The organism is Lederbergia wuyishanensis (assembly GCF_022900255.1).
Taxonomy (GTDB): domain Bacteria; phylum Bacillota; class Bacilli; order Bacillales; family Bacillaceae_C; genus Lederbergia; species Lederbergia wuyishanensis.
In genome coordinates, this window is sequence record NZ_JALIRM010000001.1 from 745,816 (window position 1) to 766,120 (window position 20,305).

Here is a 20,305-nt window from a genome sequence, read left to right on the forward strand (position 1 = left end):
TCTGTTTGAACTTACCAAATATTATTAAAATAGCTGTCCCAATGATTGAATGTCAATTTGGGACAGCTTTATTATTATCATGATTAGTATTTCTTTTTATTAGTATTTTGCTGACTATTCATATTTGATGCTGTGCTTTGTTGTGCTGAATTCCCTTTAGCAGTTTGTTGCGAATTTTCCATACTATTTTGTTGGGCTGTTCCTGTGGCATTTTGCTGAGCTGTTCCTGTTGTGTTTTGCTGCATAGTTCCAGTAGCATTTTGCTGTGTCATATTTCCTGCATTATTTTGATTTGAACCACCAGAAGCCATAATAGTAGAAAGCTCTTGTGAAAATTCCGTTAGAGGATTTGCAGTTGACCCAGCAAGTACGTTTTGAATACCTGTATTTTGAAACTTTTTCATGAAATTTTGGATAGGAGTCATGTATTTACCGTCTTTAAATTTGCGAAGACCATACATGGCTGCACTTATACCAACAGTAGTTAAAATCGGTACCCACATTTTGTTAGATTTTTTTTCTGTATTTTGTCTTAATGGAAAAATAGAATTTTTATTCACAGACACGGCTCCTTTTATATGCATTGTCCAAAACTGGACAATCTTATTGTCTGTAGTAAATTAGGCTTTATTACTGCCAACATTTTCATCGCTAACACAATTTTTCATTGTCATGGTATGATATTATTCATAAGGTAATGGAAGAGGAGTTGTACAAATGAAGAAAACATTACATATCGCTACATTTGCAGGAGGCTGCTTTTGGTGTATGGTGAAACCATTCGACCAATGGGATGGAATTGAAAGTGTTATTTCTGGCTATATGGGCGGTCATCTCAAAAACCCCACATATGAGGATGTAAAAGCTGGCGAATCCGGACATCTGGAAGTTGTCCAAATCACTTTCGATCCTGATTTGTTCTCTTATGAGCAATTACTTGATATATTTTGGCAGCAGATTGATCCAACCGATGCTGGAGGACAGTTTCATGATAGAGGTTTATCCTATCGTTCAGCGATTTTTTATCATGATAACGAGCAAAAAGCGGCAGCTGAATTATCAAAAGAAAAGCTTGCTTCAAGCGGAAAATTTAAAAAGCCGATTGTAACCGAAATATTGCCAGCTAAAACTTTTTATAGAGCAGAAGAATATCACCAAGATTTTTACAAGAAGAACGAATCTGAATATTTAGTAGATAGACAAAAATCCGGTAGAGATGAATTTATTACAAAACATTGGTGAAAATAAAGGTGAAGAAAAGCGTTTTTTCTTCACCTATTTTATTTTATCCGCATAGTCAATGGGGATGGTTTCTCCTGACCACGCACGTTTGGACGTCCAGTCTGCATTTCCTTGCCAAAATGCTGCATCAGCAGGTAGGCCCAGTGGCAAAAATACAGTTGCGCATAAATATAAGCTCCCGGTAGAGATATAATTTTCTCCTAATTCTGGTTGATGACCACATAAGCCAATTTGCAGCCACCCATCGTCGTTAAAGGTTCCTGGCATTTCAATTATTCTTTTTATAACTGCAGTTAAAGCACAGCGAATTTGAGCCGGCTCCAAACTTTCATCCAATTTCCCTTGTAGAGCCATCTGTGCTAAATGTTGGAATGCTCCAAAACGATAAGCTAGAGATCTCCCAAATACTGGAAACGTCCCTTCAGGTGATATACTTCTTTCCTGTATGATTCCTAACCTTTTCGCTCGATTAATGACTCTTTCTTTCATTTCTTGCCAATCTGATTCTTTATGTCCTATTAATTCAATAATATCTACTATCATTGGCTGTATGACGAAGCTATTATAGTAATCCATCCTAAACTCAGGTCCATCTCCATACATACCATCACCTTTATACCATTGATCATGCTGCTTTAATGCATAATCAATCCTCATTCGATCCCAATCTTCTTCGTTCATTAAGAATAGAGCTGTTTCAATCATTGCAGAAAATAATAACCAATTGCTAAAAAACGGTTTTTGCTTTCTAGTGGATTTCAAAGCCTTAACCAAATTATCGCGAACTCGAACATCAAGCTTTTCCCAAAGTTCTTTTGGCGCTCTAACAATAGCATGTGCCAAAAAAGCTGCATCAACAATTGGCTGATGACCGTAGGTAAAATTCATAAAATCAGGTGAATTTGGATCTGTTGCGGCATCAATGCATTCCCTAACTAATTGGGCATATTTTTCCCTTAACTTACCTTCTTCTCCCACAGTTGGCCCTGTTTCCAACCAAGGTGCTATACCACAAATTAATCTACCAAAAGCTTCTAAATGACTATATTGATCTCGATCAAATAATTTTGCTTCTATTGGCATCCTTATTTTTAATTGTTTTTCAGACAACGCTTGGAGTACCGGATCTGCTATTCTACACATTGTTTCAATCCAATATGTACGGTCATTATTTGTTCTCTGGCTTACTTGATTCATCTTCTTCTTTCCTTTCGTACAACATTCAAGAAAGGTGTTTTTTACCTCTGATTGGTACGAGTTATTTGACCTCGAGCCGTTGGCACCTGACCTCGACAAAGAAAGCCACAGTCTTAAATATTGACCTCATAAAATATTATACTTTCTGATCTTTTTAAAGAGACCGGGACATAACGATTTTCGACAAAGGGTAAATCCGAACAATAGGTTGATTATTGTATACCCGTTCCGGAAATATACTTTGCTTTTCGTAGGCGGCTGGTGAGCCTCCTCGCCTGTTCGGTGTTGAGGGCTCTCACCTATGCCTATCCTCCCATAACAGTCTTCGTATTTTTCCTCCGCTAAGTTAGATCATTGTTCGACTTTTGGTTTGAGTTTTATCTATGTCCCAGCCTCATCAATACATATACTCTGGATATCGCTCTTTCATTAATGTAATAACAGCATGCAGATTTATCTAAAAAGGTGCTTATCAAGTATTTACTTATTTTAAAGCTGACTTATTATTTTCTATTCCATTCTCATGATAAATTTATAAGACAACAATAGAAAATTGCCATATTTAAAGTCTATTAATAAGCAAACTCCTCCTCTAACTCTTTCATAAATCTCGCGTACTGACTAAATGCCTCTTCCGGTTCTTCAATTTCTGGACACCAAAGTTTTTCCCATTCTAAGGTAAAATAGCCGGTATATCCATTTTCTTTTAAAATATGATAGATTTTCCCCAAAGGTATGTCTCCATTACCAAGTAGACATAATTGATAGCCACGTACTGTATCTTTTTTAATATATGAATCTTTCCAGTGTGTGTATTTAATGTTTTCTCCCAAGGTATCCCAAGTTAATTGCGGGCTTTCACCAACTGTTCGATATGGATGATGAATATCCCATAGTACTTGAATGTGTTTTGATTCAGCTCTTTTTAATATTTCATGTACATATTCACATCTTGTCCAATCATCATGTGTTTCAAGTAATAATGTTATATCGTATTCCTCAGCAATTTTAAGCATGTCTCTCAAATTACTTTCGACAATGTTAAAAGCCTCTTCTCGAGATATATTACCAATGGATCCACCAAAAACTCGTATATATGGAGTATTAAATTCGTTACAAAGTTTACCGTATTCTTTTAATTCTCCTAAAAATTTATTAAGTTCTTCCTCTGAAGTTGTAAATAAGCGGACAGAGCTAGAAAAACAAGGAATTTCTAAAGCTGCTTCTTTAAATCTTTTTTTCGTTGTTTCTATCTCCGATGAAAACTCAGGTAGTTTATATATTTCCATTTGTCCTAAAAACCCTCTAAAATCAACTCCATCATATCCACACTCTACTGCCTGTGAGATAATAGTTTCCATATCCCAATTTGGACATCCTAAAGTGGTAAATGCCAGTTTCAAAGTAATCATCTCCTTTTATAACATACTTTCAACATTTATCCTTTTTTTCCTCCTATCATTACACCTTTAACAAAGTACTTTTGTAGAAATGGATACAAAAATATTATAAACTCAATCCTCCATTAATATGGAGTTCCGTTCCTGTCACTTGCTTTGATTCATCAGATAACAAATAAACTACTCCATAAGCCATATCCTCTTCTGTTTGCATTTCACCTGTAGGGATAACACTTTCAGCCCAATTTTTAAGTTCCTCTTCACTTGTTCCCATACTTTCATGAAGCTCTATTTCCCCTTCTGATGCTACCCAACCGACAGTAATCCAATTAGATCTTATTTTATGTTTAGCATAATGTGAGGCAATGCTTTTATTTAACGTGCGCATTGCACCTTTAGAACAAGAATAAGCTACTAAATTTTCCATACCACTATAAGCGTTAGTGGATCCAATTTGGACGATAGATCCGCCACCATTTTTTAACATTTCTTTTATTGCATATTTTGAACAAAAAAATGGACCTTTCATATTTACATCAAAAATCGTATCAAATAGCTCCTCCGTAGTTTCCAAAATAGTTCCTCTTGGAAAAATACCCGCATTATTGACTAATCCATCAATTTTACCAAACTGAGATATTGATTCTTCGATTAATTCACGACATCCTGATTCAGATGAAATATCTTTTTGGATAAAAATTGCCTCTGTGCCGTACTTTTGCTGAATATCTTTTGCTACCTTCATACCAGCTTCTCTATTTCTTCCGTTTACTATGATATTTGCTCCTTCACTAGCACAAATATAAGCAATCCCTTTGCCTATTCCTTTCGTTGCACCAGTAATAACGACAACTTTTCCTTGAAGACGCCCAGTCATTTTCAACACTTCCTTAACTAATCTTATTAGTAATGCCTATAAAATTATTAGTACGACATTGGAAGTGTTGTTTCCTGTTTTTACATTATAGTTTTCAGAAGATCACTACTTTCTTACCATATGTTTGAAACTAAGCTCGTCTTAAGAATACATTCGTTAACGTTTACTTTTACAAAATATTTTTTGAGTAAGAAAAAACTGGCCTTATCAATCAGTTTTCACTGATTAACAGGACAGCTTTCACAATTAAGAGGTTGTATAATCAATACTATTTGGATCTATTTTCTTAAGTGGTCTTTCGGCTGGGCCTTCAATAACATCCCCTTCTATAGAGAATCTAGAACCGTGACAAGGACAATCCCACGTTTGGTCTGCACTATTCCAATTAACTTCGCATCCCATATGGGTGCACGTAGTATCTACTACATACAGTTGCCCATCCATTGTCTTATATGCGCCAGCACGACCTCCTTTAATAGATACAACTGCCCCTTCCCCTTCTTTAATATCTTTCATCTCTTTATCAGGACGCTCAAATTTTCCACTAATTAAATTAGCTGCTACATTCATATTTTGCTTTACGATTGTTTTTATGCCAGGATCTGCTGTGAATCGTGAAGGTGAAAATATTTCTTCGTAACGATTTTCTTTTCCAATTAATATATCCTTCATAAGTTGAGCAGCCACCATACTCGTTGTCATTCCCCATTTTCTATAGCCCGTTGCAACGAGTACTCGTTTATCATCTGCATTATTACATCCTATAAATGGAAGCTTGTCTTCAGTCACAAGATCTTGGGCGGACCATCTGTACAGTATTTCTTTAGCTCCAAATTCTTCTTTTGCAAATTTCTCTAATGATTCGTAATGCTCCTTTTCAGGTTCGCCTTGTCCAGTTTTATGACCGTCTCCACTAAATAATAATATTTCTTCACCTTCTACCTTCACCGATCGAATTGACCGTGTAGGTTTTTCTGCATTTATATACATGCCACCTGAGAAAGATTTTTCTGGTTTGGCAGCAACAACGTAAGATCTTTCAGGATGTAGGCGGGCAAAATACCCTCGATTATCATGAAAAGGGAAATGCGTAGCTGATATAACGTGTTGTGCCGTGATTTTTGCACCGTTTTTTAAATGAACTATTGGTTTATCTTCTATATCCATATGGGTAGCTACAGATTGTTCGTAAATTTCACCGCCACTGTCTTTAATAAAATCCACCAACTCAGATAAATATTGGAGTGGATGGAACTGTGCCTGATTTTTCATAACAACTGCGCCTTTAATGTTCCCTAAGTCTAACGGGATACTATCAACAAAATCACCTTTGATTCCTAGTCTTTTATAAGCTTCATATTCCTTTTTTAGATTTTGTACATAATCATTCGAATTCGTATAAACATAAGCGTCTTCAGTTTTATAATCGCAATCAATTCCGTGCAATTTAATTATCTCAGCGATTTGTTCTGCGGCTTCTTTATTGGCTTCATAATAAAGACGTGCCTTTTCTTCACCAAAATGCTGTATCAATTCATCATAAATTAATCCATGTTGAGCTGTTACTTTGGCTGTTGTATGCCCTGTAGTACCATTTAAAATAGTGCTGGCTTCTATTACAGTTACCTGATAGCCTTCTTTTACTAGTAAATATGCAGTTGTGATTCCTGTAATTCCTCCACCTATAATAGCAACATCCACATTTAAATCTTGCTTAATCTGGGGAAACGATGGAAGGTTTGTTGACTTTAGCCAATAAGACGATAGTTGATCAGGAAGTTTTCCCTCTCCATTATTTTGTATATTCACGTGACGGTCCTCCCTTTTTATTCTCTATTACTTGATATCCCCCATTTCATTAAAAATCATGTACGAAAAAGAAAAAAACCGGATTTTATCCGGTTAATCTAACATTATTTTGAAATGATATCGCCAGTGCTCGTAATTTCTACATCAAAAGATATAGATTGCAAATAACGAAAAAATTGATCTCTATGGGCATCTTCAACAGGTATTATTTGTCCTTTTGAAAGGATATATGGATCAAAGTTCATCGATATTTGATCACCTTTAAACGTTACGTTTAATAAGCCTGTTTGAGCTGATTCATTTTTAACGTAAGGAGGAAATAAAAAATTACCGAGGGAATACGCAACTGGCATGCCATTATAGTATTGAAAACCTTGAAGCCAGTGTGGATGAGAACCAACGATTAAGTCAACGCCAATTTTTTGAAGTTCCTTGACGTATTCATACTGGTAATCGTCAGGAATGTTATGCTTCTCTTTTCCCCAATGAAAATAGACAACGGTATAGTCTGCGTCCCCTTTTTGTTCCAAAATCGTTTTCTTAACAAGTTCCAAATCATAACCGGTCGGAATACCGGATCGATCTTTATTGGCAATCCAATTAACATCAGGAAGAAAACGAACAAACGAGAAAAATCGAAACTTTTTCCCTTTAATCACAATTTCTTTAGAAGCATATGCTTCTTCTTCATTTCGTCCGGCTCCGATATAATCAAAACCAAATTGTTCTACAAATTGTAATGTATCATTAAGCCCGGGTCTTAAATAATCCAATGTATGATTGTTTCCAAGGTTGAGTATATCAAAACCTGTATTTTTTAGAGCTTGAAGGCCTCTTGGATCTGACTTTATCCAAAACAATTGTGATGGATCTTTATCTGTTTTATTTGTAAATACTGTTTCAGCATTTACAAAAGCATAATCTGCTTTTTGAACTTTATCTTTAATATAAACAAATGGATAATCATATCCATTTACTTCTAGTATTGGCCGTAGATCCCAATCAAACATTGTATCGCCTGCAAAAACAATTTTAATTTCTGGATCTATCTTTCGAGCTTCTGGTTTTGGAGCAGAATTTTTGTTTTCCACTTCTTGTTCCTTTGCTTTTTTAGGAATATGTGTATTCTTTTTAGTATTTTCTGCAAGTGTCGGGAGTGATTGTTTTTTTATATTGTCTTTCAAAGGCAACGCTTGATAATCATTCCACTGAACTAGTAAAATAACAAAACAAAATACTAGTAAAGTAAGTAATCCAATAAAGATTTGGTTATTTCTCTTTTGACGTCTCATCCTTCTAAATTTTGTTTTTCTATCCAATTTTTTCTCCCCCTAGAAAATTATAGTATCATAATTTTCTAGAGCGAAATAGCACATTTTCAAAATATATCTTACAAAATTATCCAAACATCATCTGAGTTATTGTAAAATTAAAAAAAGACTGTCAAAAAGGCAGTCTTTTCAAAAATCTTAACTTATTACCGGCAATATTCTTGTTTCCTTTTCCATCTCTGATTTACAGATAGGACAAACTGTTTTTTCATCTGAAGAAAAGGCATCCCTCATCCAACATGAACAATCAGCATTCGTGCATGACCAAACAATCGTTTCCTCTTCTGGAATAGGCTCCTGAGGTCCCCTTCTATAAGCCATGGCAAGATCCCCCTTCTTATTAATAATTCTATTATACGCTAATTTTCTGTTTTAACCAAATCACATTGGAAATATTGTGGAAATCCCTCTTTAAAATATGAGGTATCTATACCTACTATGAATACTTAAGTAGAACATGCTATAATATTTTGGAATATGGTTTAATTGGAGGAATGGATATACCTTGATTACTGTTACTAACGTTGGTCTACGATACGGCGACCGGAAATTATTTGATGATATAAATTTAAAATTCACACCTGGAAACTGCTATGGTTTAATTGGTGCGAACGGGGCAGGCAAATCAACATTCGTTAAAATATTATCTGGTGAAATTGAACCGCAAACAGGCTCAGTTTCAATTACACCTGGTGAACGTCTAGCTGTCTTAAAACAAGATCACTTTCAATATGAGGATGAGGAAGTGATTAAAGTTGTCATTATGGGACATTCTCGTCTTTATGAAATAATGCAGGAGAAAGATGCTATTTACATGAAAGCTGATTTTTCTGAAGAAGATGGAATGAAAGCAGCTGAACTTGAAGGTGAATTCGCTGAATTAAACGGCTGGGAAGCAGAATCCGAAGCCGCAATCTTACTAAAAGGCCTTGGTATTAAGGAAAGTCTTCACACAAAGAAAATGGCGGAACTTTCTGGAACTGAAAAAGTAAAAGTGCTTTTGGCACAGGCTCTGTTTGGAAAACCAGATATTTTACTTCTTGATGAGCCTACGAACCATCTTGATATTAAAGCTATTCAATGGTTAGAGGAGTTCTTAATCAACTTTGAAAATACAGTCATAGTGATTTCCCACGATCGGCACTTTCTAAATAAGGTATGTACACATATAGCTGATCTTGATTTTGGAAAAATTCAAATTTACGTCGGGAACTATGATTTCTGGTATGAGTCTAGCCAGCTAGCACAAAGAATGGCGCAAGATTCTAATAAGAAAAAAGAAGAAAAAATTAAAGAATTACAAGCCTTCATTGCTAGGTTTAGTGCTAACGCATCAAAATCGAAACAAGCGACATCGAGAAAGAAATTACTCGATAAAATTACTCTTGATGATATCCAGCCTTCTTCACGTCGTTACCCATTTGTCGGTTTTAGCCCGAATCGTGAAATCGGAAATGACTTATTAAGAGTAGAAGGACTTTCTAAAACAATTGATGGAATAAAAGTTTTAGACAATGTTAGTTTTATTATGAATAAAAATGATAAAATTGCCTTAGTGGGTAGAAATGAAATTGCCAAAACAACTTTATTTAAAATTTTGGCTGGTGAGATGGAGCCGGACTCCGGAACATATAAATGGGGAGTTACGACATCCCAAGCATATTTTCCTAAAGATAATACAGAATACTTTGAGGGATCTGAACTGAACCTAGTAGATTGGTTAAGGCAATTTTCACCTCAAGATGATAGCGAAAGTTTCTTACGTGGTTTCTTAGGAAGAATGCTATTTTCAGGAGATGAAGTTTTGAAAAAAGCATCTGTTCTTTCAGGTGGAGAGAAAGTAAGATGTATGTTATCAAAGATGATGTTAAGTGGAGCTAATGTTCTTCTTTTAGACGAGCCTACAAACCATTTAGATCTTGAATCAATTACGGCACTTAATAACGGATTAATTAATTTTAAAGGATCCATTATTTTTGCATCGCATGATCATCAATTTATTCAAACGACTGCTAATCGGATTATCGATCTTACTCCTAAAGGTATCATCGATAAGGAAATGACTTATGATGAATATCTTGAAAATGAGCAGCTTCAAAAGCAAACCGAAGAAATGTATGCATAATAAAGCAACAAGTACCCGGATGACAATTAACATTCCGGGTATTTGTTTACCCTTTAATCAATAAATGTTCTGTTTTCTTTATTATTTGTTCCATTTTATGGGCATTCTTTTTGTACATTTGTTTTGCTTCATCTGAATCAGTTTGCAACGAATAAGATTCTAAATCTGCCTGACACTTTTTTAATGCACTCAATAGGCTCTGTCTAGGTTTAGGTTCTGGAATTTGAATTTTATCATCGTAAATATCAACAGTAAGCTGCCCAAAAGAATCAACTTGACCTACATATACATTATCTATTGCAACATTTAATTTTGCTAATTCTAATTCTAACCATGCTCTAGTCAATCCACTAGCGGCTAATGCAGCATCCATGATTTCTCCCTCTAAAATAACAGTTTGAGGTACTTTTTCAGGTGCAACCTCAAGCTGTATATCAGATGGTGTAATTGGTTGTTTTTCCTTTTTAAGTAATACACTTAAATCTCCATTTGCTTCCAACACTGCAAACTCTACATCAGCAACTTGAAATGCGTTTTTCTTTCTAAGTAATTGCATTAGTTCATCAACTGAATACTGCTCTTTTTGTAAATTGTCTTCTTGAATTTTTCCGTCTTTAATTACAACAGTTGAAGATCCTTCAATAAAGTTGCGAGCTTTTTTACTTTTCATTCCAATCAATCCTGCAATAAAAGGAATGGCTGTCCAAACGAGTAAGCTGTAAATACCATTCATAAAATTACTTTCAAGGCCAGTTGAAATCTCTGCAGCGATACTACCAATTGTAATACCCGCGACATATTCAAAAAATGATAAATGGGAAAGTTGTTTTTTTCCGAGAAACTTCGTGAGTAAAAATAAGACCAATACGAGTATCGTTGATCTTACAGTAATTTCAAGCCAACTTGGGACATCCATAATTGTTATCCCCCTTACGAATTCCTATATTGCAATTCTTCGGCTTTCATAAATTCTACCCTTTTTTGTAGGTCATGTATTACATCATCTATCTCCATCATACAGTCATGAAAAATAGCACTTGCTTTTGGATCTTTCGTCATTTGAGCTAAACGACTGAATTCTGATTGAATTGATTTTGCACTTGCAAGGGTTGCTTTTACATTTGAAAATACAGTCATGAACTTTCCTCCGAACTATTCAAAGGAGAGATCGGGACATAACTATTTTCGACAAAGATAAATCCGAACAATAAGTTGATTAATGCATGTCCCCGCTTCGGAAATATACTTCGCTTTCCGTGGGCGACTGGTTAGCCTCCGCTCGTTCGAGATGCGGGGTCTCACCTATGCCTTCCTCCCACAGGAGTCTTCGTATATTTCCTCCGCTAAGTTAGATCATTGTTCGTCTTTATGTTTGATTATTTTAGTTATGTCCCAGCCTCTTTACTAATTTTTTTTCTCTTTCACTTTTCCTTATTGGTTATACTGCGGCTCTTCTTGCATAATTTCTTGCATACGTGGTGATAAAGAGTCAATTATCGATTGAGTTTGTTGAGCACACATTTTATATAATTGTTTTGCTTGTTGATTATCAGTATCCAATGCAAAACCTTCTAAGCTGGCTTGTGCTGTTTTTAATCCTGTAATTGTTTGCTGTACCTTATTGATAACTGTCAATTGATTGCCCTCCCTGTTTCTTGTTCTATTGAACGTTCCTATTTTGTGAAAAATGATTAGACAATATGAATTGAAAAAAATACCTGTCACTATGACAGGTATTTTACATCGCAAAAAATTCACTTGTTCTAAAAAACGTGATACTTTTAACACTTGCTTCCATATATTACTGATGAATGTTATTAATTTAAATTAACATGTATAGCACAAGTTAAAAACAATACAAATTAAGGTATAATTTTACTTTTTTCTATTCAAGACGGATGTAGCGATAAATGTGGCTTACGATCACTTTTAATAAGGCATAAGCAGGTACAGCAAGTATTAAACCAAGAAGGCCACCAAATTGACCTGCTACTAGTAATACAAAAATAATCGTTAAAGGATGCATGTTCAATGCTTTCCCCATAACAAAAGGAGAAACAAGATTACTTTCAAACTGCTGTACGACAACGGCAACAATAACAACTAATAGGGCTTGTAATGGAGAAGTAAATAATCCTACAATTACTGCAGGCAATGTACCTATCCAAGGTCCTACGAATGGAATGACATTCGTCAACATAGCAAGAACACCTAGAATTAGTGCATAATCTAATCCAATGATTAAATATCCTATAAACGCCAATGTCCCAACACAAAGACTTACAATTAGCTGGCCTTGAATATACGAACTTAGCGCCCCATCCATTTCTTCTAATATTTCATCAGCTTCTTTTTGATGTCTTTTTGGCAATATTTTTTCTAAAAATTTTGGAGCATGCTTACCATCTTTCAACATGAAAAATAATACAAAAGGCACAAGTGCAAAAATCATAACCATATTTGCAATAAATCCAACTGTACCAGCAATTTTCGAACCAAATCCTTGTAATATCATACTTGCATTTTGCTCAAATTGGTCTGTAAATTTCTCTACTGAAAAATAATTACTTTGTTGGAATTGAACAAACCAATTCTTTTCTGTAAGAGATGTAGCCCAAATTTGTATATTTTGAGCATATGCCGGTATATTTTCGATTAATAAATTAAATTGTTTTTGTAGTTCAGGACCAATTAATAATACCGCTCCTGTTGCAAGTCCTGCTATTGCAATAAACATAATAACAATTGATAATGTTCGGGGAATTTTTCGTGAAAGGAAGTTTACCGCTGGCCGCAGTATATAATATAAGACTCCCGCTAATAAAATTGGTGGAAATAATGTTTTTACGATAATAACAAGTGGTGTGAATATAAATCTTATTTTTGTTCCAAGCAAAATGATTAAAAAAATCATGATGATGGCAATTCCTAGTTTAAACCATTTTTCCTTAAGCATAACTCTCCTCGTTTCTCTCTTTTTCCATGGCTTTTTCTCAATATTATCGCATTTTTTCTATGAATTCCAACAGTTTCTATTTTTATCGTGGCATATATTAAAAAGGTCCGATATAATTTAAATGTTAGTGTATCGAAATAATTTATTTAAGGGGGATTAAAAATGGAAGCTACTGAAAAACGATTATTACGATCAGAAGTACCAGATAAACTTACTTGGGATCTACGAGATCTTTTTCAGACAGATGAAGATTGGGAAAAGGAATTAAAAGCTGTTCAGGAAAGTCTTTCAGGCATCGTATCATTTAAAGGGCAATTAGGACAAGACTCCCAAAAATTACTTAATTGCTTAAACGAATTAGAAGCTTTACAAAAAAGAGTTATTCGTGTCTCAACTTATGCTAGCTTACGTCAATCGGCAGACGGAACAGACCCTGTTAACCAAGGAAATTCTTCCAAAGTAGCTGCTATGCTAGCAAAAGTAAATGCTGATTTATCTTTTATTAGTTCTGAAATATTAGACTTGCCTGACGGTACAGTAGATACATATTTAAAGGAAAATAATGATTTACAGAAATTCTCTAAATATTTGTTAGATATTCTAGAAACAAAACCATATAAATTATCACCTGACACAGAGAAAGCCTTGGCATCTCTAGGAGAAGTACTAGATGCTCCATATACGGTGTATCAGTTCAGTAAATCTTCCGACATGCAATTTGATTCCATTCAGGATGATAATGGGAATGTTCTTCCAATGTCTTTCGCTTTATTTGAGGATCGATATGAACTTGTTCCTGATACAAATTTAAGAAGAAAAGCATATGATTCCTTCGTGAATACTTTAAAACAGTATAAAAATACATTCGGTGCCAATTATGCAACAGAAGTAAAAAAACAAGTGGCATTGGCGCGTTTACGTAACTATGAATCCGTTACACATATGCTACTTGCGCCACAACAAGTTTCTTTAGATATGTATCATAATCAATTAGATATTATACAGAAGGAACTTGCACCACATATGCGCAAATTTGCTAAGTTGAAAAAAGAGGTATTAGGCCTTGATACGATGAGATTTTGCGATCTAAAAGCTCCACTTGATCCAGAGTTCAATCCTACCACTACATATGAAGAAGCTTCAGAAACGATTTTATCAGCTTTATCGATAATGGGTGATGAATATAATGAAGCTATGAAAAAGGCGTTAACAGAAAGATGGGTAGACTTAGCAGATAATGTAGGTAAATCTACAGGCGCATTCTGCTCTAGTCCATATGGTGTTCATCCATATATATTGATTACATGGACGGATACAATGAGAGGTGCATTTATCCTGGCTCACGAACTTGGTCATGCTGGTCATTTTTATATGGCGGGACGCAATCAGGACTTAGTTAATACACGTCCTTCTATGTATTGTATTGAGGCCCCTTCTACTATTAATGAATTGATCCTTGGTGAGCACATATTATCTAAAGCGGAAGATCCGAGAATGAAACGCTGGGTAATTTTACAATTACTTGGTACGTATTATCATAATTTTGTAACACATTTATTAGAAGCTGAGTTCCAAAGAAGAGTTTATGACCTTGCAGAAAATGGTACACCATTAACAGCTAGCGTATTTTGTGAACAAAAAGCGAATGTATTAAAAGATTTCTGGGGCGACACTGTTGAAATAGATGAAGGTGCAAGCCTTACTTGGATGAGACAGCCGCATTATTATATGGGTCTTTATCCTTATACGTATTCGGCAGGATTAACAGTTGCAACTGCTGCGGCACAAATGATTAAAGATGAAGGCCAACCTGCCGTTGATCGTTGGCTTGAACTACTAAAAGCAGGCGGCACATTAAAGCCTCTTGATTTAATTAAAATTTCTGGTGTTGATATGTCTAAGCCTGATGCTATTAGAAAAGCTGTGGCATATGTTGGATCATTGATTGATGAACTAGAAAAAAGCTATAATTAAAATTTTAACCCGATATCTTTAATGATATCGGGTTTATTAATATATCTTTATAATAAATTATTTTACAGCAATTTCTTCAATATGACTTAATCTTTCTTTCACTTCTTCTTCTGTTAGACCATGTTCTTTTATATACATGTTTCTTGGATGAACGCGACACTCATCAGTACAGCTTCTCATATATTTATGCTCATTTTCTTCTGAGCAGAGGAATTGTCTATTACATTCTGGATTTGCGCAATTTACATATCGTTCACATGGAGTGCCATCAAAATATTCACGTCCAACAACGACATGTTCTTTTTGATTAATCGGAACAGCAATTCTTTGATCAAAAACATAACATTGACCGTCCCAAAGCTCCCCTTGCACTTCTGGATCTTTTCCGTATGTGACGATTCCACCATGTAATTGTGAAACATCTTCGAAACCTTCTTTAAGAAGCCAGCCTGAAAATTTTTCACAACGAATACCGCCTGTGCAATACGTTAGAATCTTTTTACCTTCAAATTGGTGCTTATTCTCTCTCACCCAATTTGGCAAATCCCGAAAAGTTTCGATGTCCGGGCGAATAGCACCACGAAAATGACCTAGATCAAACTCATAATCATTCCTGGCATCTAGTATGACCGTGTTTTCATCCTGCATTGCTTCATAAAATTCTTTCGGACTCAAATATTTACCAGTAGTTTGATGAGGATCAATATCATCTTCTAACCGAAGAGTTACTAACTCTGAACGAGGGCGAACATGCATTTTCTTAAAAGCATGTTGATCTGCTTCATCAATTTTAAATACCATTGTTTCAAAGCGTGGATCATTTTTCATTTCATTCATATACATTTCTGTTTGATCCCAAGTTCCAGAAACAGTTCCATTAATTCCTTCATTTGCAACTAAAATACGTCCTTTTAAACCAAGCTCCTTACAAAATGCTAAATGGTTTTTAGCAAATTCCTCTGGATCTTCGATATGGACATATTGATAATACAATAATACCCTATACTTTTGATTTTCTGACATGACAAATACCACCTATCAACTTATATTTGCAAGATATAAACGTGTTTAGGAGGATATAGTTTCGGACTATTACCGAAGATATACACTTTATTCTTACTCAAAGTATTTTACAGTTTACATTTAAAAAAATCAAGAATGATCTTTCTTCCAATATTTTTAATGCTTAATATTTTTCTGAAAGAAAATAATTCAGTTATAATATAAATATAGATCGTTTTTGAAAGGATGAGGATATGAGCGATGCAGAACAATTTGTAAATAAAATTACGCATAAAAGATTACCTAGGAAAATACTTCTATTCCGCATGCTCCTTGTAACAATTGGCGCTGCATTAATGGCGGTTGCTCTCGAACTATTCCTCGTTCCTAACCATATTTTAGATGGTGGCATTACCGGTATATCCATCATAATTGCCCATTTTACAGGTTGGCGTCTTGGAATTATTATCTTTACTCTTAATCTTCCATTTATTTATATAGGATATAAACAAATCGGGAAAACGTTCGCTTTAACAACCTTATATGGAATTTTTATTTTATCTATTACCTCTATCATTCTTCATAATATGATAGTTGTAACAGATGATCTGTTATTAGATACGGTTTTTGGTGGAATTATTCTTGGCACTGGTGTAGGAATGGTTATTCGTTATGGAGGATCATTAGATGGCACTGAGGTTCTGTCTATCTTGCTCAATAATAAACTCCCATTCTCAGTTGGCGAAATCATTATGTTTTTTAATTTTTTTATTTTTGCAACTGCAGGGTTTGTTTTTAGCTGGGAGCGAGCAATGTACTCTATTATTACTTATTTTATAGCATTTAAAGTTATAGACATTGTTGTAGAAGGATTGGATGAATCGAAATCGGCTTGGATTATTACGGATAAAGCTGAAGAAATTGGTGATGCCATCTTAGCGAGACTTGGCCGAGGTGTAACGTATTTAAAAGGTGAAGGTGCTTATACAGGTGATGATAAAAAAGTAATTTTTTGTGTTCTAACTCGACTTGAAGAAGCAAAATTAAAATCGATAATTGAAGAACTTGATAACAGCGCCTTCCTTGCGATAGCTAATATATCTGAAGTGCGCGGTGGTAGATTTAAGAAAAAACATATACATTAATAAACAAGGTACCATCCAATCGGCGACTAACAAATGTTCTGAAACAAACGTCATTTTTTTACTTTTTCACGCAGGTTTTTGACCAATAGAAATGGGAAAAGCTGTCATTAGGACAGCTTTTTTTAAGAATTATATTCTCTTACTTTTTTATCACTCGGTAATAACCATGTTAGAACACCAATTATTGGTAAAAAGCTACAAATAATCATGATAAATTTAATGCTAAAAATATCAGCTAATGTTCCAAAAAACACAGCTCCTACAGCTCCCATTCCGAAAGCAAATCCCACTATCAATCCTGAAACCATACCGATTTTCTGAGGGACTAATTCTTGTGCATAGACTACTGTTACACTAAAGCTTGATGTAATGATAAAACCGATAAGGAAAAACAAAGGTATTACCCAACCAAGTGACACATAAGGCAAAATAAGCGTAAGGGGTGCGGCTCCAGCCATTGAAAGAAAAATAATGTTACGCATTCCGAATCTGTCAGCAAGTGGTCCACCTAAAAAAGTGCCAAGCACACCTGCAAACATAAAAATAAACACATATAATTGCGCTTGTTCTATAGAAAGTCCATAATCTTTTATTAAGTAAAATTGATAAAAGTTTCCTATACCCGCTGAATACCATGAACGTGCTATAACTAAAAAGACTAAAAGAGCTATTGCCGCTTTTATTTTCGGGTGAATCGGAGTTCCATTTGTTCCTTTTTCTCGTTTAATAGGCTTAAATGCTTCTACCTCAAGTTGAGATTTATACCATTTTGATACGTATAAAAGCAGCAATATTCCCATTAACGCTACTAGTGTAAATCCGAGCGCCCCTTTTTGGCCTAAACGGACAAAAATAAAAGCCGTAAAAATTGGAGCTAATGATTGACCAAAATTCCCCCCGACCTGATAAATAGATTGAGCCAATCCTCTTCGCGTTCCCGCAGCCATATAAGAGACCCTGGAACCCTCTGGATGAAATACAGCTGATCCTAAACCGATAAAGAATACGGAAGCTAATATTACATAGAAGTTTGGTGATAATCCAAAGCCGATTAAACCCAACATACTTAAAAACATTCCAAAAGGCAAAAGGAATGGAAAGGGCTTCCTGTCCAAAAGTAACCAAAAACAGGCTGCATAACAGAAGATGTCATATTTAAAACAAATGCAATCCAACCAATTTGTGCATATGACAAGTTTAATGTTTTTTCAAAAATTGGATTCATTGCAGGTACTACTGATTGAATAGCGTCATTAAAAAGGTGTCCGCCACTTATCGCAAATAAAACTCCATAAACTGTCGCCATTTGCGGCATTGCTTTTGGTGCGTTAGTTGCCTTTGCTGTACTCATATTCACATCTCTCTTTCTAGGTAAAAACAAAAAAATGGTATGTATGTTATTATACAATACCATTCTATTTAATAATATTCATCAATATTTTACTAGATAGGAAAATTGTTTCTGCTGTTTAAAAGATGGCTAATTAATTAAAATACTTTCGTAAAAGAAATCAATAAAGTTTTCCAATTGAGTATTTGAAAAAATACGATAACTGGATTCTAGTGGGAACCAACTAACCACTGCTCTAATATTTGTAAGTTGCTCCAGTAATGAAAGATCTTCTTCATTTTTAATTAATACAACTTTAGGATAAGTGGAATATTTATAACCTTCAACTAGTATTACATCTAAATCAAAACCATTATATATTCCAATAATTTCTTCAAGTTTCCACTCATTATTAGTTGCTTCAATAAGTAAAGTGTCTTCCCCTGCTACAGTTGAAACGAGTGAACCTGAACGTAGATGACGTTTTGAATCCTTATTTATCATGTGATGATCGAGAGAGCCACCATGCCCATGGTGCTTGATTGAGCCAACTTTCAGTCCTCTTTCATTTCCTGTTTTTATTAACTTTTCCATTAAGGTAGTTTTTCCGCTATTTTGGTATCCTACTATTTGGAAAACTTTGCTTCCACCCATGGTTTGTCACATCCTAGTTGATCATCAAGAATTAATAGTTCAACTTGATCACCTTTCTTGTATCCTCTTGTACCTCCTGGAAGAATTATTAAACAGTCTGCCCAAGCAAGTGATGTTACAACCCCTGATTTATCTAAACCTACAGGTTCTGCAAATACCATACCATTTTCGTAAACTATCTTTCCACGAACAAATCGGCTGAATGGATTTGCTTTTAGAAAATCTTTCTTTAAAGTACCACGAATAAAACGTAAAAATGGTTGCTCCGAACGAAGCCAGTAACGTATGTAAGGGCGTACAAACAATTCAAACCCGATATAGCATGCAGAAGGATTTCCCGACAGTCCAAATAAAAACTTTCCATCTTTTTCTGCACAACTCGTTACACTACCAGGGCGCATAGCGATTTTATTAAATAATAAATTCGCACCGAGTTTACGATAAATTTCTGGCAAATAATCAAAATCACCTACTGAAACGCCACCAGTTGTGATCAAAATATCACACTCGTTTAATGCAATCATTATTGTTTCAAATAGGCTGTCCAAATTATCCGATATTGAACCGTATCGTTTAAATTTAGCACCGGCTCTTAAAATTTGGGATTCTATCATATACCCATTACTATTTCGGATTTTCCCTGGCACTAAATTTTCATCTGGATTTAAAAGTTCGGAGCCGGTTGCAATAATTCCTATGACTGGTCTTTTAGACACTTTTACATTGCTGTACCCAAATGTAGCAAGTAAAGCTTTTATTCCTGGATTAATAGCTACTCCTTTATTGATTAGTAGATTCCCTTTTTTTGTATCCTCCCCCTGATAGGATATATTGTCCCCCTTATTTAAGGAACGTTTAATCGCGATAAACGTCCCTTCACTTCGCTGTTCTTCTTGCGTTAATTCTAGCATGATAACACAATCAGCACCTTGTGGAATTTGTGCACCTGTCATAATTCGTATTGCTTCCATACATCCAACCTCAAATGGGCTTACCTGTCCAGCTCCAATCTCATCAATTACTTTAAAAGTTAATGGAGTTTTTCCTGAAGCTTTCTTCGTATCAATTGCTCGTAACGCAAATCCATCATAAGGAGAGCGATCAAATGGAGGTACATCGTGGTCGGCAACTAATGGCTCTGCTAAAAATCTCCCATCACAATCATCTATAGAAACAATCTCGGTATCTCCGTGTTTTTTTAATTGCATAACATAGTCAATTGCTTCTTTTACCCAAATTGGTTTTCTTCGTTCAAGCATTGTA

20 protein-coding genes are annotated in these 20,305 nt (G+C 35.0%); 4 read left to right on the forward strand and 16 right to left on the reverse strand.

Annotated elements, in window-relative coordinates; all coding sequences use genetic code 11:
* Positions 1 to 83: 83 nt before the first annotated feature.
* On the reverse strand, positions 84 to 560 hold the full coding sequence (locus tag MT489_RS03650) for a hypothetical protein (protein ID WP_244680137.1): 477 nt from the start codon (positions 558 to 560) through the stop codon (positions 84 to 86).
* Positions 561 to 717: 157 nt separating this feature from the next.
* Between MT489_RS03650 and msrA the strand changes: the two genes are divergently transcribed.
* Complete coding sequence (gene msrA / locus MT489_RS03655) at positions 718 to 1,242, forward strand: peptide-methionine (S)-S-oxide reductase MsrA (RefSeq protein WP_244680138.1); 525 nt, start codon at positions 718 to 720, stop codon at positions 1,240 to 1,242.
* A gap of 33 nt (positions 1,243 to 1,275) precedes the next feature.
* Here the strand turns inward: msrA and MT489_RS03660 are convergent, their stop codons facing one another.
* The 6 genes from MT489_RS03660 to MT489_RS03685 form a co-directional block, all read right to left on the reverse strand.
* The gene (locus MT489_RS03660) at positions 1,276 to 2,439 is read right to left on the reverse strand and encodes a DUF2264 domain-containing protein (protein ID WP_244680139.1); all 1,164 of its coding nucleotides are present in this window, start codon (positions 2,437 to 2,439) and stop codon (positions 1,276 to 1,278) included.
* A gap of 572 nt (positions 2,440 to 3,011) precedes the next feature.
* Positions 3,012 to 3,842 (reverse strand): sugar phosphate isomerase/epimerase family protein, encoded by an 831-nt coding sequence (locus MT489_RS03665; RefSeq protein WP_244680140.1) that lies wholly within the window; start codon positions 3,840 to 3,842, stop codon positions 3,012 to 3,014.
* A 103-nt stretch (positions 3,843 to 3,945) separates the two neighbouring features.
* Positions 3,946 to 4,716, reverse strand: a complete 771-nt coding sequence (locus MT489_RS03670; protein ID WP_244680141.1) for an SDR family NAD(P)-dependent oxidoreductase — start codon at positions 4,714 to 4,716, stop codon at positions 3,946 to 3,948.
* Between the two features lie 246 nt (positions 4,717 to 4,962).
* Positions 4,963 to 6,519 (reverse strand): FAD-dependent oxidoreductase, encoded by a 1,557-nt coding sequence (locus tag MT489_RS03675; RefSeq protein ID WP_370876368.1) that lies wholly within the window; start codon positions 6,517 to 6,519, stop codon positions 4,963 to 4,965.
* Between the two features lie 110 nt (positions 6,520 to 6,629).
* Positions 6,630 to 7,844: a CapA family protein gene (locus MT489_RS03680; protein ID WP_244680143.1), complete on the reverse strand. Its 1,215-nt coding sequence runs from the start codon at positions 7,842 to 7,844 to the stop codon at positions 6,630 to 6,632.
* A gap of 150 nt (positions 7,845 to 7,994) precedes the next feature.
* Positions 7,995 to 8,177, reverse strand: a complete 183-nt coding sequence (locus MT489_RS03685) for a cold-shock protein (protein ID WP_244680144.1) — start codon at positions 8,175 to 8,177, stop codon at positions 7,995 to 7,997.
* 184 nt (positions 8,178 to 8,361) lie between these two features.
* Between MT489_RS03685 and MT489_RS03690 the strand changes: the two genes are divergently transcribed.
* Positions 8,362 to 9,981 carry an ABC-F family ATP-binding cassette domain-containing protein gene (locus MT489_RS03690; protein WP_244680145.1) on the forward strand — a complete coding sequence of 540 codons (1,620 nt, stop codon included), beginning with the start codon at positions 8,362 to 8,364 and terminating at the stop codon, positions 9,979 to 9,981.
* Positions 9,982 to 10,027: 46 nt separating this feature from the next.
* Here MT489_RS03690 and MT489_RS03695 read toward each other — a convergent pair whose 3' ends face one another.
* The 4 genes from MT489_RS03695 to MT489_RS03710 form a co-directional block, all read right to left on the reverse strand.
* Positions 10,028 to 10,900, reverse strand: a complete 873-nt coding sequence (locus MT489_RS03695) for a DUF421 domain-containing protein (RefSeq protein WP_244680625.1) — start codon at positions 10,898 to 10,900, stop codon at positions 10,028 to 10,030.
* Positions 10,901 to 10,911: 11 nt separating this feature from the next.
* The gene (locus MT489_RS03700) at positions 10,912 to 11,118 is read right to left on the reverse strand and encodes a DUF1657 domain-containing protein (RefSeq protein WP_244680146.1); all 207 of its coding nucleotides are present in this window, start codon (positions 11,116 to 11,118) and stop codon (positions 10,912 to 10,914) included.
* Between the two features lie 294 nt (positions 11,119 to 11,412).
* Positions 11,413 to 11,616, reverse strand: a complete 204-nt coding sequence (locus tag MT489_RS03705) for a DUF1657 domain-containing protein (protein ID WP_244680147.1) — start codon at positions 11,614 to 11,616, stop codon at positions 11,413 to 11,415.
* 250 nt (positions 11,617 to 11,866) lie between these two features.
* Positions 11,867 to 12,937, reverse strand: coding sequence for an AI-2E family transporter (locus MT489_RS03710; protein WP_244680148.1), 1,071 nt, complete (start codon positions 12,935 to 12,937; stop codon positions 11,867 to 11,869).
* Between the two features lie 162 nt (positions 12,938 to 13,099).
* On the opposite strand from MT489_RS03710, the gene pepF reads away from it, so the two are divergent.
* On the forward strand, positions 13,100 to 14,911 hold the full coding sequence (gene pepF, locus MT489_RS03715) for an oligoendopeptidase F (protein ID WP_244680149.1): 1,812 nt from the start codon (positions 13,100 to 13,102) through the stop codon (positions 14,909 to 14,911).
* A 57-nt stretch (positions 14,912 to 14,968) separates the two neighbouring features.
* On the opposite strand, the gene trhO is transcribed toward pepF, so the two are convergent.
* Positions 14,969 to 15,934: an oxygen-dependent tRNA uridine(34) hydroxylase TrhO gene (gene trhO, locus MT489_RS03720; protein ID WP_244680150.1), complete on the reverse strand. Its 966-nt coding sequence runs from the start codon at positions 15,932 to 15,934 to the stop codon at positions 14,969 to 14,971.
* A gap of 233 nt (positions 15,935 to 16,167) precedes the next feature.
* Here trhO and MT489_RS03725 point away from each other — a divergent pair, with 233 nt between their 5' ends.
* Positions 16,168 to 17,058 (forward strand): YitT family protein, encoded by an 891-nt coding sequence (locus tag MT489_RS03725; protein WP_244680151.1) that lies wholly within the window; start codon positions 16,168 to 16,170, stop codon positions 17,056 to 17,058.
* Between the two features lie 122 nt (positions 17,059 to 17,180).
* Here MT489_RS03725 and MT489_RS03730 read toward each other — a convergent pair whose 3' ends face one another.
* The 4 genes from MT489_RS03730 to MT489_RS03740 form a co-directional block, all read right to left on the reverse strand.
* Positions 17,181 to 18,134, reverse strand: a complete 954-nt coding sequence (locus MT489_RS03730; RefSeq protein ID WP_370876369.1) for an MFS transporter — start codon at positions 18,132 to 18,134, stop codon at positions 17,181 to 17,183.
* Positions 18,125 to 18,409 carry a hypothetical protein gene (locus MT489_RS22405; protein WP_370876354.1) on the reverse strand — a complete coding sequence of 95 codons (285 nt, stop codon included), beginning with the start codon at positions 18,407 to 18,409 and terminating at the stop codon, positions 18,125 to 18,127. Before MT489_RS22405 ends, MT489_RS03730 begins: the two co-directional genes overlap by 10 nt.
* 129 nt (positions 18,410 to 18,538) lie before the next feature.
* Complete coding sequence (gene mobB, locus MT489_RS03735) at positions 18,539 to 19,042, reverse strand: molybdopterin-guanine dinucleotide biosynthesis protein B (RefSeq protein WP_244680152.1); 504 nt, start codon at positions 19,040 to 19,042, stop codon at positions 18,539 to 18,541.
* Positions 19,015 to 20,301, reverse strand: a complete 1,287-nt coding sequence (locus tag MT489_RS03740; RefSeq protein ID WP_244680153.1) for a molybdopterin molybdotransferase MoeA — start codon at positions 20,299 to 20,301, stop codon at positions 19,015 to 19,017. The genes mobB and MT489_RS03740 overlap by 28 nt, the downstream gene beginning before the upstream one ends.
* Between the last annotated feature and the right edge of the window lie 4 nt (positions 20,302 to 20,305).

What these genes read in the sequence shown, in the direction of transcription:
- pepF (WP_244680149.1), top strand. Translation starts at nt 13,100, where the DNA reads ATGGAAGCTACTGAAAAACGATTATTACGATCAGAAGTACCAGATAAA.
- msrA (WP_244680138.1), top strand. Translation starts at nt 718, where the DNA reads ATGAAGAAAACATTACATATCGCTACATTTGCAGGAGGCTGCTTTTGG.
- MT489_RS03710 (WP_244680148.1), bottom strand. Translation starts at nt 12,937, where the DNA reads ATGCTTAAGGAAAAATGGTTTAAACTAGGAATTGCCATCATCATGATT.
- MT489_RS03660 (WP_244680139.1), bottom strand. Translation starts at nt 2,439, where the DNA reads ATGAATCAAGTAAGCCAGAGAACAAATAATGACCGTACATATTGGATT.
- trhO (WP_244680150.1), bottom strand. Translation starts at nt 15,934, where the DNA reads ATGTCAGAAAATCAAAAGTATAGGGTATTATTGTATTATCAATATGTC.
- MT489_RS22405 (WP_370876354.1), bottom strand. Translation starts at nt 18,409, where the DNA reads ATGAGTACAGCAAAGGCAACTAACGCACCAAAAGCAATGCCGCAAATG.
- MT489_RS03740 (WP_244680153.1), bottom strand. Translation starts at nt 20,301, where the DNA reads ATGCTTGAACGAAGAAAACCAATTTGGGTAAAAGAAGCAATTGACTAT.
- MT489_RS03685 (WP_244680144.1), bottom strand. Translation starts at nt 8,177, where the DNA reads ATGGCTTATAGAAGGGGACCTCAGGAGCCTATTCCAGAAGAGGAAACG.
- MT489_RS03725 (WP_244680151.1), top strand. Translation starts at nt 16,168, where the DNA reads ATGAGCGATGCAGAACAATTTGTAAATAAAATTACGCATAAAAGATTA.
- MT489_RS03670 (WP_244680141.1), bottom strand. Translation starts at nt 4,716, where the DNA reads ATGACTGGGCGTCTTCAAGGAAAAGTTGTCGTTATTACTGGTGCAACG.
- MT489_RS03730 (WP_370876369.1), bottom strand. Translation starts at nt 18,134, where the DNA reads ATGTTTTTAAGTATGTTGGGTTTAATCGGCTTTGGATTATCACCAAAC.
- MT489_RS03700 (WP_244680146.1), bottom strand. Translation starts at nt 11,118, where the DNA reads ATGACTGTATTTTCAAATGTAAAAGCAACCCTTGCAAGTGCAAAATCA.
- mobB (WP_244680152.1), bottom strand. Translation starts at nt 19,042, where the DNA reads ATGGGTGGAAGCAAAGTTTTCCAAATAGTAGGATACCAAAATAGCGGA.